The sequence below is a fragment of the Paracoccus marcusii genome, assembly GCF_006151785.1.
GTDB classification, from domain to species: domain Bacteria; phylum Pseudomonadota; class Alphaproteobacteria; order Rhodobacterales; family Rhodobacteraceae; genus Paracoccus; species Paracoccus marcusii.
Genome location: NZ_VDDD01000099.1, coordinates 1 through 12,420, shown reverse-complemented (window position 1 = coordinate 12,420; position 12,420 = coordinate 1). Strand labels below are relative to the sequence as shown.

The following is a 12,420-nucleotide window of genomic DNA, read 5'->3' as shown; positions in this document are numbered from 1 at the left end:
CGTCCGACGCCCCCCGCGGCACCATCGCCCGCGCCTTTCCGCAGGCCCGCGCCCATGAACCAGCGGCCGCGCCCCTGGCGGTCGAGCCGCGACCGGCCGACCGGGGGCCGCGCCGATGACCGACATTCCGCCCGTCGATTTCGACCGCTGGCAGCCGTCCTATGACCCGCCGCCGCCCGGCCATGTGTCGGGCAGCCGGTTGGAGCGGGTGCTGCGCCAGGGTCATTTCGCGGTCACCGCCGAACTGAACCCGCCCGACAGCGCAGACCCCGCGGATGTCTTTGCCGCCGCGCGCCCGCTGGCCCGGGTCGCCGACGCGATCAACGCGACGGATGCGTCGGGGGCCAACTGCCACATGTCGTCGATCGGCATCTCGGCCCTGCTGACGCGGGCGGGGATCGGGACGGTCTATCAGATATCCTGCCGCGACCGGAACCGCATCGCGATCCAGGGGGACGTGCTGGGGGCGGCGGCGATGGGGGTGCGCAACGTGCTGTGCCTGACCGGCGACGGGGTGGGGCTGGGCGATCAGCCCGGCGCGCGACCGGTCTTCGATCTAGATTCGATCTCGCTGCTGCGCACCATCCGGACGATGCGCGACGATGGCATGTTCCTGTCGGGCCGCCGCATCACCAGCCCGCCGCGCATGTTCCTGGGCGCGGCCGAGAACCCCTGCATCGCGCCGTTGGACTGGCGTCCCGACCGCTTGGCCAAGAAGGTCGAGGCGGGCGCGGACTTCATCCAGACGAACTATATCTTCGACGTCCCGACCTTCGCGCGCTTCATGGCGCGGGTCCGCGACCTGGGCCTGAACCGGCGGGTGTTCATCCTGGCCGGGGTCGGCCCGCTGGCCTCGGCCAGGGCCGCCCGCTGGATGCGCAGCAACGTTCCCGGTGTCCATATCCCGGACGCGGTGATCGCCCGGATGGAGCGGGCCGCCGATCCCGGCGAGGAGGGCAAGCGCCTGTGCATCGAGCTGATCCAGCAGATCCGCGCGATTGCGGGCGTCAGCGGCGTACATGTCATGGCCTATCGCCGCGAACACCTGGTGTCCGAGATCATCGCCCAGTCCGGGGTGCGCGACGGGCGCCCGGCGGACTGACCGCCGTCAGCGATGCGCCAGGTACTCTGCCGCCACATAGCCCGAGACGCTGGGCCGGTCGGCAAGCATCACCCTGCACCAGACCTTGCCGTCGGTGGTCACGCAGTTCTGGCGCGTCAGGCGCGTGCCGTCGGGCAGGCCGATGATGATCCTGTGGTTCAGCCCCGGCCCCTCGCGCAGCTTGAGAAGGTCGTCGGGGCCGGCACCCTGCACCACCGCGCCGGAGCCGACCGCGCAGGCCGTGACCGTCATGAGCGCAAGAAAGGCGGCAAGATATGGTCGCATTGTAGGTCCCTGATCGTTTCGCCGCCGATACGACACCATCGCGCCCATGACGGCAATCGGGTTCGCACCGGTCGCGGTCGATTGACGCTGCTTTGGATGCCGGGAAGGTGGCGTTGCTCAAAGCATTGGGGCCACCGGTCAAGGGACGAACCCTTGACGGAAATTGTGTGCAAGGCGAGTTGGGTGGCCGATACTATTATTCGTCGATGCCCTTTCTGCACGTTGAACGGCGATACCAGATCGTCTGCGCCGCTTTACAGCAAAAATATTGTATGCATTATCTGAAAGTATCGGCACTCGGGGAGGAGCGGCCGGATCACGGCGAGGGGCCGGGAATATCAGGGAGGAAGTGATGAAACACGCGATAGCGGCTGCCGTCATGAGCGGCGCGATGTGCCTGATGGCCGGGGATGCGTCGGCCGAGCGGACCTTGCGCATGACCGTCCAGGTCGGTGCCAACCATCCCGTCGGCGCGAACACCCATTATTTCGCCGAGCAGCTGAACGAGATTTCCGGCGGTGAGATGACCGTGCGCGTCTTTGACAGCGCCTCTCTGTTCAAGGGGCAGGAGGTGCCGCAGGCGATCTCCAGCGGCGCGATCGACATGGGCATCGTGCTGGCCGACGAATATGCGGGGTCCGTCCCGGCAGCCGGCATCTTCTCGGTCGCGTTCATGTTCCCGGACTATCAGATCCTGGCGCGCGCCGCCGACCGTGAGGGCGCGTTCCGCACGACCTTTGACAACCTGCTGCTGGAGGCCGGGTCCAAGGTGCTGTGGTGGCAGGATTACGGCCCGGTGCAGATGCTGTCCAAGGGCGCGCCGGTCGTCTCTCCGGAGGACATGCGCGGCAAGATGGTGCGTGCGACCGGCAAGCCGACCGGCGATCTGATCGAGGCCGTAGGCGGATCGGCGGTGGTCGTCGGCGGCGCCGAGCAGTTCGTGGCCTATCAGCGCGGCCTGGTCGATATCGGGATGAGCGGGACCACCGCGGTCAAGTCGCGCGCGCTCTATGAGGTGATGGATCATGTCACCATGACCAGCCACGGCCTGGCCGAATTCATCGCGGTCATCAACCCGGCCCTGTGGGACAGCATGTCCGAACAGGAGCAGGCCTGGATGACCGAGGCCGCCATCCGCGCCGAGGAGAAGATGCGCGCCGAGACCGAGGCCGAGAATGTCGAGGCCGCGCAGTGGCTGGCCGAGAACGGCCATGCGACCGTCACCGAACTGACGCCCGAGCAGATCGCCGTCTGGCAGGAGGCCACCCGCCCCGCGGTCGAGCAGTTCCGCCAGGAGGCGGGTGAGGCGGGAGACCAGCTTCTGACGGCGCTGGACGCGCTGCGCTGAGGGCAGGGGCATGACTGCATCCCGTGGCGCGCTGCGCCTGGCGGACGGGCTGTCGCTGATCGCGGCGCGCCTGTCCGAGGTGGGCATCGTCGCCATGACGATGCTGCTGACCTATGAGGTGGTGGCGCGCTATGTCTTTCGCGCCCCCACGCATTGGACATCGGACGTCGCGACTACGGTGATGATCTGGCTGACCTTCCTGGCGATGGGCTATTGCCTGCGCGACGGGCACATGATCCGCATCACTGCCGTCATCGGGCAACTGCCCCCCGCAGGCCGCAAGGCGGCCGAGGCGCTGAGCCTTGTGGCGATCCTGGGGTTCTCGATCTTTGTTCTGTGGGTCGCCACGGGATCGATGCTGGACTCGATCGCCTTCGGGCGGCGCCAGCCCTCGATGCTGCGGATGCCGACCTGGATCGCCGAACTGCCGATCATCCTTGGCTTTGCGATCCTGGCCTTGCAGGCGCTGGCGGACCTGATCCGGCTGCCGGGCCGTCCCGCCCCCGATTTCGCCAGCAGCACCGAACAGGAGCTGTCGCACAACGCTCCTGGGGAGGCCGGACGATGACCCCGTTCCTGATCTTCGGCGCGCTTCTGGCGCTGCTGATGACCGGCATTCCGGTGGCCTTCACGCTGGGCATCCTGGGTGCGGGGCTGTTGGCCATCGACGGGTTGCCGCTGTCGATGGTCGCCAGTACGCTGTTCGGCGGCATCAACGATTTCGTGCTGCTGGCCATCCCGCTGTTCCTGCTGATGTCGAACCTGCTGCTGCGCGGGGGGATCGGGCGCGACCTGTTCGTCGCGATGCAGAACTGGGTCGGGCATTGGCCCGGCGGCCTGGGCATCGCGGCGCTGCTGTCCTGCGGGGTCTTCTCGGCCATTTCGGGCAGCTCGATCACCACGGCCGCGACCGTCGGCACCGTCGCCATCCCCGAGATGGTCAAGCGCGGCTATTCGCGCAGCCTGACATTGGGCCTGATGGCGGCAGGCGGCACGCTGGGGATCATCATTCCGCCCTCGGTTCCGCTGATCATCTATGGCGCGATCACCGAACAAAGCATCGGTCAGCTGTTTCTGGCCGGCGTCGGTCCGGGCATCCTGCTGATCGTGCTGTTCGGCGTCTATGTGGTCATCGCATCGGCGATTCAGGGCACCCATCAGGCGATGCCGCGCGCGACCTGGCCCGAACGCCTGGCCGCGACGCGGCGCGCCCTGCCGACGCTGCTGCTGGCGGGCACGATCCTGGGCGGCATCTATGGCGGGATCTTCACCCCGACCGAGGCCTCGGGCATCGGCGCGTCCGTCGCGTTGCTGATCCTGGCGGCAGGCGGACGGCTTAGCCGCGCGGTGTTTCTGGGCGCGGTGCGCGACACGGTCAAGACGACGACGGTCATCTTCCTGATCGTCATCGGCGCCAAGATCTTCGGCCAGGCGATCACCCTCTATCAGCTGCCCGCGCAACTGGCCTGGCTGTTCGAGGACTACTTCAACACGGCGACGCTGGCGCTGCTGCTGATCGCGGTCATGCTGATCTTCATCGGCTTCTTCCTGGAAAGCATGTCGATGCTGCTGATCATGGTGCCGGTGCTGATGCCGACGGTGATCGCGCTTGGCATCGATCCGATCTGGTTCGGCATCTTCTTCGTGCTGCTGATCGAGGTCGCGCTGATCACCCCGCCGGTCGGGCTGAACCTGTTCGTGATCCAGTCGCTGGACCGTGCGCCATTGTCGGTGGTGGCCAAGGGCGCGCTGCCCTTCGTCGCGATCATGCTGGGGTCGGTGTTCCTGATCGCGCTGTTCCCGCAGATCGTCCTGGCGATACCGGGGCTGTAGTGATCGGCGCCCGGCCGGACGGCCGGGCGCCGATGCAGGTCAGGCGCCGAACCAGCCTGCGCGGGCCAGCTGGCCGGTGATCTTGTCCGGCACGCGTTCGGCCAGCCACTCCACCAGCAGGGCCAGCCGGTCGTGATCCAGACCGGTGTCGATCCCCTCGCGGTGCAGCAGGTAATGCACGTCCTCGGTCGCGATGTTACCGGTGGCGCGGGGCGCGAAGGGACAGCCGCCAAGCCCCCCGATGGACGCATCGATGATGCCGGCGCCGCGTTCCAGCGCGGTCATCAGGTTGGCATAGCCAGTGTTGCGGGTGTTGTGCAGGTGCACGCCCCAGGCAATGCCGTCCAGCGCGTCGCGGCAGGCGTCATGGACCCGCGCGATGTCGCGGGGGGCGGCGACGCCGATCGTGTCGGCCAGCACGATCCGGTCGGCGCCCGCCGCGCGCAGCGCCTCTGCCATCTGCGCGATCCGCGCGGGCGCGATCTCTCCCTCGAACGGGCAGCCATAGGCGGTGGCGATCACGCCGGTCAGCTGCCGCCCGGCCTGGCCGACCATCGGCGCCACGGCGGCAAAGGCCGCGAGGCTGTCGTCGCTGCCCATGTTCTGGTTGCGCCGGCAGAACGTGTCCGACGCGACGACCGCAAAGCGCAGTTCGCGCACCCCGGTCGCCAGGGCCCGTTCGGCCCCCCTGCGGTTCAGAACCAGGGCCGACAGCTGGACCGCCGTCAGAGACGGCAGCGCGTCCAGCACCGCCTCGGCATCCGCCATCTGCGGGACGCGGGCCGGGTTTACCATGCTGACGGCCTCGATCTGGCGCAGCCCCGCGGCTACCAGTTCGGCGATCAGATGCGCCCGCTCCTGAACCGAGAACAGGCGCGGCAGGTTCTGCAGCCCGTCGCGCGGGCCGACCTCGCAGATCGTGACGCTCATATCACGCCCCGCGCCTTGAGATCCTCGATCGTCTCCTCGCCAAGGCCGATCCGGGCATAGATCTCGGCGTTGTGCGCGCCCACCTGCTGCGGGCCCAGCCAGGCGATGTCGCCGGGCGTCTCGGACAGGACCGGGAAGACGCCGGGGATGGTGATCGTGCCGAAGTCATCGTCGTGATGGTCACGCACCATGCCGCGTTCGCGGAAGTGCGGGTCCTGGACCACCTCGGCGATCGAGTTGATCGGGCCGAAGACCACGCCGAACTGTTCCAGCCGCGCGGTCAGGTCGGCCACGTCCAGCGACGCGGACCAGGTCGCGATCATCGAATCCAGCAGCTCCGCGTTCTCGCCCCGCGCGATATGGGTCACGAAGCGCGGATCGTCCGCCAGATGCGGCTGGCCCATCGCCTGCGTCAGACGGCGGAACATCGCATCCACATTGGCCGCGATCACCACATAGGTGCCGTCCCTGGCCGGATAGATGTTCGACGGCGCGATCTTGGCAAGCCCGGTGCCGGACGGCTGGCGGACCTCTCCGGCCTTGGAATATTCCGTGACCGTGCTTTCCAGCATCGCAAAGCAGCTTTCGGTGATGGCCGCGTCCACGACCTGGCCGCGCCTGCCGTTCCGGTCGCGGTGATACAACGCCATCATCATCCCCTCGAACGCGAACAGCGCCGTCAGCGTGTCGCCAAGCGAGATGCCATAGCGCGGCGGCGGCATGTCCGGATAACCGTTGATATAGCGCAGGCCAGACATCGCCTCGCCCACCGACGCAAAGCCGGGTCGCGCCGCATAGGGGCCGGTCTGGCCAAAGCCCGAGACCCGCACGATCACCAGCCCGGGGTTCAGGGCGTGCAGCTGCTCCGGGCTCATGCCCCACCGTTCCAAGGTGCCGGGCTTGAAGTTCTCGATCAGGACATCGGCCTGCGCGATCAGCGACCGCGCCAGCTCCTGCCCCTCGGCGGCACGCAGGTTGATCGAGACGGATTTCTTGTTGCGTGCCATGATCGGCCACCACAGCGTCTTGCCCTCGTGCTGCAGGCGGCCCCAGCTGCGGATCGGATCGCCGCTGCCCGGCGCCTCGACCTTGATGACCTCGGCCCCGAAATCGGCGCAGCGGCTGCCGACGAACGGTCCCGCCAAAAGCTGCCCCATCTCGACGACCCGCAGACCCTGCAGCGGCCCGAACGGTGCTTTCCCTGTCATCGCCATCCCTCCCTGATGCGTTCATGACGGTTTTAATCCGCGCGGCCTAAAATTTGTATCCATTTTTGTGGCTGAAGATCGATTTTCTATGGTACCAGTGAAGCATGCCGGATTTCCTGCACTCATTGCCGGGGATTGTAATGCCCCCGACCAGATGATGAACTGCGCCCCAGCAGCACGTGGCGGAAGGGTTCGAGATGCAGCCGGAATCAGCCGAAAGTGCGTCCAGGCGGGCCTATCGCGAACTGCGCCAGGCGATCCTGGAGCGACGCCTGCCGTCCGACCGCAAGGTGACCGAGGTCGGGCTGGCCGAGGACCTGGGCATCTCGCGCACGCCCATCCGCGAGGCGATCAAGCGCCTGCTGCTGGAGGGACTGCTGGAGCGTCGCAAGGGGCAGGGGCTGTGGTGCGTGGTCCCCGACGCCGACGAGGTCCGCGAGATCTTCGAACTGCGGTTGCGGCTTGAATCCTATGCCGCCGCCAAGGCCGCCGAACGCGCGACGCCCGCCCAGATCGAGGCGCTGACCGCCTCCGCCCACCGCATGCAGGCGCTGGCGCAGGTCGCCAAGGACAGCGAAGCCCTGATCGCCGGCATCGACCAGGAGAACGCCCGGTTCCACGCGCTGATCGCCGAGGCGACGCAATCCCCCAGGCTGATGCACCTGATCCGCGCGACGGTCGACGTGGCGCTGGTCACGCGCACCTTCCGCCGCTTCACGCCCCAGCAGCGGCGCCGTTCGGCCCAACATCACCTGGAGATCGCCGCCGCCATCGCCGCCCGCAAGCCGCACTGGGCCGAACGCATGATGCAGGTCCACATCCTGTCCGCCGAGGATACGATGGACAGCGATCCCGCCCCGGACGCGTCCGCCGAAAGCCTGTTCCAGGCTGGCGGCCATGACTGATCGCACCCGACCAATCATCGGAACGCGGCCATCTGCGGTGCCGGTATCCTGCCGGATTTGCGGCGTATGAACTGGTTGCCGGTGGGCCCGCACGCAACGTCCCGATCAAAGGCGATGGCATGAGATTTCGCCTGGCCGAACCTTCCGATGCCCCGATGCTTGCCGCCATCTCGATCGAGGTCTGGCTGGGCACATACATCCGTCACGGCGTCAGCGACGCTTTTGCCACTTGCGCCCTGACACAGTTCACACCCGCAAGGCTGGCCGCGGTGATCGGCGACCCGGACGAACATGTCATCGTCTCTCAGAACGACGACGGGCCGGACGCGTTCATCCGCATCAGCAGCGGAAAGGCGGCGCCCGTCGCTGGCTGCTCCACGACCGAGATATCCACCCTCTATATCCAGCCGCGTCACCAAGGCCGCGGTCTGGGTCGGGCGCTTCTCCACCAGGGATTGGAACATGCGGCGGGCAAGGGCGCCGGTTCGGTCTGGCTGACCACGAATGCCGAGAACGCCCCGGCGATCGCCTTCTATCAAGGGAACGGGTTCGACAGGGTCGGCACCACGGCGTTCCGGATCGCCGATCAGGCCTATCCGAACGCCGTGTTCAGCCGCGCCACCGCCCGATAGGGCCACGACACCACGGCGCGCCGGACGGGAATGCCGCCGGGGTGGATTGCGGCGGTCATCCCATCCGTCCGAACGGCATTTGCTGCATTTGAGCGTGGCCGGGGCGCGTAGCGGCTGGACCGGATCGCTCCGGTCCTGTACCGTTCTCTCCTAAGTTGAAGCATCATGTACCATTTCACCCCGAAGATTTGCAGCCATCGGAGCGTTTGACGATGTTCGACCTCGAAGCCCCCGACGATCTGGTTCTTGTTCAGGACGCGATCCTGGTGCCACCGCCCGTTGACGGGCGGGGCCGCCAGCAGGCGTCGGGCGTTCTGACACCCGACGGGCGGATGGTCGAAAACTCGATCAGCTGGTCGAACAGCCGGGAGCCCGTGAACGCTGCGCCCGCCATGCCCGACACGGTCGAAACCCTGTCCGGCTGCTGGATGTTCGGGGGAACGCTGTACGGTCATTTCGGCCATTTCATCACCGAAAGCTTTGCCCGTGCATGGGCGCTGGACGCGCTGCGGGGCCAGATCGATGGCGTGCTGTTCACGCCCAAGCAAAGCTCGGCCAACCTGGAACCGATGCTCAAGGCCCTGCGGCCGCTGATGGATTCGCTTGGACTGGATGTGCCGGTCCGCTGCATCACCACGCCCACCCGGGTCGAGCGTCTGCACGTGCCGCGCCAAGGCGTCGGCATGGGCGATCTGACCGTCGGCAGCGCCAAGTTCCGCGACTTTGTCGGCGCGCATGCCGGCGCGGGGATCGACCCGGCGGGGCCCGAACGGATCTATGTCTCGCGCAGCCTGCTGCCCGCGCAGCGCGGCGGCCTGATCGCCGAAAGCTTGCTGGAAGGGTATCTGGCCCAGGAAGGCTATCAGATGTTCCATCCGCAAAAGCACCCGGCCGCGGTCCAGATCGCGCATTACAAGGCGGCGCGGGACATCATCACGGTCGACTGCTCTCCGCTGCACATGATGGCCTATGTCGGCAATGCCGCGCAGCGGGTGGCGATCCTGACCCGGCGCAGCATGGACTTTGCACCCGGCTTCGTCCGCCAGCTGCAGACCTTCACCGGCATGACCGCGTTCGAAATCAACACCTTGGAACGCGACTGGGTTCAGGGCGGCGCGCTGCGCCCCGGACGTGGGTCGTTTGGCGAGATGGACTTTCCGCGGACTTGGCGGATGCTGCGCGATCGCGGCATGATTAGCGGCGACACGCCATGGCCGGCACTGACCGACAGCCAGCGCGACGCGGATCTGCAGCGAATCGCCGACCTGCACGGACAGGCCTTCAACCCGTTGGACGAAAATCTGGAACGTCACGCCAGAAGAACGGCCAAGGTCTCGGCATGAGGGGCCATGATCTCTCGGCATCGGGCAGGTCCGGCCGGGTGTCGCCGGCCCGATGACCGGCAGCAACGTGTCCGACGGCTCGACCCCGGGGTCGGATGGCGCATCGGTGCCCGCGCCCATGGTCCTGACGCTGCCTGACACCCCGGACAGTCAGGTCGCCGCGGTCACGCTGCGGGGCTAGCGCGACCTTTCGCTCAGGGCGCATCCGCCCGGCACGGTTCTGTCCGCCGGGCCGGATAGGATCGATATTGTCCAGGGCACCAGCCTGCGATGCGTCCTGCCTGCGACGGCGTTGCTGCAGGCAGAGGCCATTCTGGTCGAAATATGCTTTTCACAGAAAGAGCCATCTCCGCACGGCACCCTGCTGTCATTGATCGATCAGAGCGGGCTGAGTTTGTCGTTTCGCGATATGGGAACCCGTTGGGTTGCGAGGGTCGGTACCGCCCGGGTTGATTTCGCAAGCAAGCTGAACACGCGCCGGACGGTCTGCTTTGTATTTTACCGCGTCCGGCCATCTGCTGACCTGTCATGACGATGGACTGATCGAAGAGGCCGCAGCCTTCGATGCAATGCCGCTGTTGCAGATTCGACAGATTCACGCCGGTACCAAGGCCGCCGTGACACTTCATGATCTGACGCTTCAGGTTCTGAACGAAACCGATATCGGTGCACTGCGCGACTGGCTTTCGTCCCGCCGGGCGGGGCAGGCGAAGCGGTAAGCGGATCACCGTTGCTGATTCATTTCAATGGCCAATCCTTGGCCCTTGGTCCCGATGTCCCGGCTGTCGACAAGCTTGCGCTGGCTGACATCGCTCGTCTGAATGTGCAAATGCTGAGCGGAATCCACACCGGGCCCGAGCGTCGCATCATTGAGCTGCAGGGCTTGCAGAAGCGCAGCGGTCCTGTTGCGCTGTCTGAGGCCGAGTTCACGCGTGTCAGGATATCCAAGCCGGTTCCGCCGGCCCTGCCAATGGCGCGGGCCCTGGTTGGACACGGGGATGAGGCAGAGGACGTGCAGCGTTTCGCGCCGATCAGCATCTCCGGAAATCCTGTCGCCGGTCAGTCGATCGCGCTGTTGGAGGACCCCGACGGGTTGGTCCGTCACAACATGGACATAATCATCGACGGCACGCACCTTGCGTATCTGCGGGAGGGGAGCGCGCCAGAGACGGTCGTCTATTTCTGGATCTAGGGAGAAGCCGACCGCCAGGCCGCGCCGGGTGTGTATCTGAACGCCTTGCAGGCGCACTGGAACCGCATCCGGGCCCGGCTGGACGATCTTTACCCCGCCGCGCGCAAGATGATCCTGTTGATGCAGACCGCGGGGTCGGACCAGTCGCATCACGGCAGCGACACGAACCATGCCGCCGCCGATCAGCTGGCCTTCGTGGCCGGGCGCGACGATGCCGTGATGGTGGGGCCGATCTATCCCTCGGCCTTGTCCGACCGCGTGCACCCGGACCTGCATCATTCCCGCATCATGGGAGAGCTGGCGGCATGGGCTTTGCAAGAAACCATGGCAGGGCGCGGCTGGACGATCCCGCGCCCGACCGCACGGCGTCAGGGCGACCGGATCACGTTGCGCTTTGCCCTGCGCCCGGACGAAGCCCTGGCGGGCCATCAGGCCTCGCCCTATGGCGGCCGGGGCATCGACGCGTTTCTGGGCGTCGAGGTCACCGGCGGCGGCATGATCACCGCGCTGGCCCTTGACGGCCATGATCTGCACCTGACCATCGACGGGCCGGTTACCGGCGTACGCTATGCGATGCAGCGCCAGAACATGCGGGTCGAGGGGAATGCCCATCCGGCCCGCCGCGGCCTGTTGCGCACGACGCTGTCGCGCCCGGCCGTTCACCTGCCGGGGACAATGCTGCACCGCTGGCTGCCAGGCTTCGAGATCGACGTCTAGACAGGCCGGCCCTGCGGGTCGGCTCATCTGTCTGAAATATCAAAGAAAGTCTAATGGTGGAGCCAAGGGGAATCGAACCCCTGACCTCTTGAATGCCATTCAAGCGCTCTACCAACTGAGCTATGGCCCCACCGTGAGGTCCGCGAAGCGCGTCTGCGCCGCCGCGTGTGGGGTCTATAGGAGGGGGCGCGGCGGGGTGCAAGCGGAAAATCGGCGGCGCCGTGCAGTTTCCGGAAATTCCCCCGGCAGGCCTGTGCGGCGCTCCGCATCGATGCGCCGCAACGAAGAAGGCCGCGCCATTTCGGGCGCGGCCTTGGGTCTTATTCCTCTTCGTCGCCCGCGACATCGGCGATGTCGTCCAGCGACACGTCGCCGTCGTCGTCGTCCTCTTCCAGCAGGTCGTCGTCGATCTCGCCCGCGTCGTCGGCGATATCCTCTTCGTCGTCGACCAGTTCGTCGTCATCGTTCGCCGCGGCCGTCTTCTCGGTCACCAGCGTCTTGCCACGACCGTCGGTCAGGCTGGTCACCGTGAATGTGTTCCCGCAGGCCGGGCAGGTCATCGGATCTGCCTTCAGGTCGTAAAAGCGGGTGGCGCAATGCGGGCACAGGCGTTTGGTGCCCCATTCCTCTTTGGGCATGGTATTCTCCTTCAGCCGCGATTAGGGGAAATCGGGTGATCCCCTGCCACAGAGGCCAAGGGGTGTCAAAGGCTTTATCTGGCAGGCCAAGGCGGGCATGGCAAGCGGCGATCAGCGGATCATCATCGAAGAGGGGCTGGCGGTGCGTCTGCGACGGTCGCCGCGCGCACGGCGGATGACCCTGCGCGTGCCCCGCGACGGGTCGGGCGCGGTGCTGACCCTGCCCGTGGGGGTGCCCCTGGCCGAGGGGCAGGATTTCGCGCGGTCGCGCCGGGACTGGCTGCGCG

General features: G+C 66.8%; 15 protein-coding genes, 1 tRNA gene and 1 pseudogene. 12 read left to right on the top strand and 5 right to left on the bottom strand.

Annotated features, from left to right (window positions below; all coding sequences use genetic code 11):
* Positions 1 to 115 precede the first annotated feature (115 nt).
* Entirely contained in the window at positions 116 to 1,102 is a 987-nt protein-coding gene (locus tag FHD68_RS14015) for a methylenetetrahydrofolate reductase (protein WP_127899029.1), read from the top strand.
* Positions 1,103 to 1,108: 6 nt separating this feature from the next.
* On the opposite strand, the gene FHD68_RS14010 is transcribed toward FHD68_RS14015, so the two are convergent.
* Positions 1,109 to 1,387, bottom strand: a complete 279-nt coding sequence (locus tag FHD68_RS14010; protein ID WP_045982978.1) for an SH3 domain-containing protein — start codon at positions 1,385 to 1,387, stop codon at positions 1,109 to 1,111.
* Between the two features lie 352 nt (positions 1,388 to 1,739).
* Between FHD68_RS14010 and dctP the strand changes: the two genes are divergently transcribed.
* From dctP to FHD68_RS13995, 3 genes are read left to right on the top strand one after another with little or no spacing between them, the layout of a single operon-like run.
* Positions 1,740 to 2,735 (top strand): TRAP transporter substrate-binding protein DctP, encoded by a 996-nt coding sequence (gene dctP / locus FHD68_RS14005; RefSeq protein ID WP_127899028.1) that lies wholly within the window; start codon positions 1,740 to 1,742, stop codon positions 2,733 to 2,735.
* 10 nt (positions 2,736 to 2,745) lie between these two features.
* The gene (locus FHD68_RS14000) at positions 2,746 to 3,303 is read left to right on the top strand and encodes a TRAP transporter small permease (RefSeq protein ID WP_127899027.1); all 558 of its coding nucleotides are present in this window, start codon (positions 2,746 to 2,748) and stop codon (positions 3,301 to 3,303) included.
* Complete coding sequence (locus FHD68_RS13995) at positions 3,300 to 4,568, top strand: TRAP transporter large permease (RefSeq protein WP_127899026.1); 1,269 nt, start codon at positions 3,300 to 3,302, stop codon at positions 4,566 to 4,568. Before FHD68_RS14000 ends, FHD68_RS13995 begins: the two co-directional genes overlap by 4 nt.
* Before the next feature lie 39 nt (positions 4,569 to 4,607).
* On the opposite strand, the gene FHD68_RS13990 is transcribed toward FHD68_RS13995, so the two are convergent.
* The gene (locus FHD68_RS13990) at positions 4,608 to 5,498 is read right to left on the bottom strand and encodes a hydroxymethylglutaryl-CoA lyase (RefSeq protein WP_127899025.1); all 891 of its coding nucleotides are present in this window, start codon (positions 5,496 to 5,498) and stop codon (positions 4,608 to 4,610) included.
* Positions 5,495 to 6,706, bottom strand: coding sequence for a CaiB/BaiF CoA transferase family protein (locus FHD68_RS13985; protein ID WP_127899024.1), 1,212 nt, complete (start codon positions 6,704 to 6,706; stop codon positions 5,495 to 5,497). The genes FHD68_RS13990 and FHD68_RS13985 overlap by 4 nt, the downstream gene beginning before the upstream one ends.
* Positions 6,707 to 6,903: 197 nt before the next feature.
* On the opposite strand from FHD68_RS13985, the gene FHD68_RS13980 reads away from it, so the two are divergent.
* The 7 genes from FHD68_RS13980 to FHD68_RS13955 all read left to right on the top strand — a co-directional run bounded on the left by FHD68_RS13980 (position 6,904) and on the right by FHD68_RS13955 (position 11,495).
* Positions 6,904 to 7,611, top strand: a complete 708-nt coding sequence (locus FHD68_RS13980) for a GntR family transcriptional regulator (RefSeq protein WP_127899023.1) — start codon at positions 6,904 to 6,906, stop codon at positions 7,609 to 7,611.
* Positions 7,612 to 7,730: 119 nt separating this feature from the next.
* Entirely contained in the window at positions 7,731 to 8,243 is a 513-nt protein-coding gene (locus FHD68_RS13975) for a GNAT family N-acetyltransferase (protein WP_139086025.1), read from the top strand.
* A 212-nt stretch (positions 8,244 to 8,455) separates the two neighbouring features.
* Entirely contained in the window at positions 8,456 to 9,586 is a 1,131-nt protein-coding gene (locus FHD68_RS13970) for a glycosyltransferase 61 family protein (RefSeq protein ID WP_052714852.1), read from the top strand.
* A gap of 52 nt (positions 9,587 to 9,638) precedes the next feature.
* Entirely contained in the window at positions 9,639 to 9,767 is a 129-nt protein-coding gene (locus tag FHD68_RS19740) for a hypothetical protein (RefSeq protein ID WP_255352789.1), read from the top strand.
* A gap of 310 nt (positions 9,768 to 10,077) precedes the next feature.
* Complete coding sequence (locus FHD68_RS13965; RefSeq protein WP_127899021.1) at positions 10,078 to 10,305, top strand: hypothetical protein; 228 nt, start codon at positions 10,078 to 10,080, stop codon at positions 10,303 to 10,305.
* Positions 10,306 to 10,316: 11 nt separating this feature from the next.
* Positions 10,317 to 10,778, top strand: a complete 462-nt coding sequence (locus FHD68_RS13960) for a hypothetical protein (protein WP_127899020.1) — start codon at positions 10,317 to 10,319, stop codon at positions 10,776 to 10,778.
* Positions 10,779 to 10,823: 45 nt separating this feature from the next.
* Complete coding sequence (locus FHD68_RS13955; RefSeq protein ID WP_139086023.1) at positions 10,824 to 11,495, top strand: hypothetical protein; 672 nt, start codon at positions 10,824 to 10,826, stop codon at positions 11,493 to 11,495.
* 54 nt (positions 11,496 to 11,549) lie between these two features.
* Here the strand turns inward: FHD68_RS13955 and FHD68_RS13950 are convergent.
* Together FHD68_RS13950 and FHD68_RS13945 are read right to left on the bottom strand one after the other, a co-directional pair.
* A tRNA-Ala gene (locus FHD68_RS13950) sits at positions 11,550 to 11,625 on the bottom strand.
* A gap of 190 nt (positions 11,626 to 11,815) precedes the next feature.
* Positions 11,816 to 12,133 carry an FYDLN acid domain-containing protein gene (locus FHD68_RS13945; RefSeq protein ID WP_045982970.1) on the bottom strand — a complete coding sequence of 106 codons (318 nt, stop codon included), beginning with the start codon at positions 12,131 to 12,133 and terminating at the stop codon, positions 11,816 to 11,818.
* A 97-nt stretch (positions 12,134 to 12,230) separates the two neighbouring features.
* On the opposite strand from FHD68_RS13945, the pseudogene FHD68_RS13940 reads away from it, so the two are divergent.
* Positions 12,231 to 12,420 (top strand): annotated as a pseudogene (locus tag FHD68_RS13940) (M48 family metallopeptidase); the annotation flags it as partial.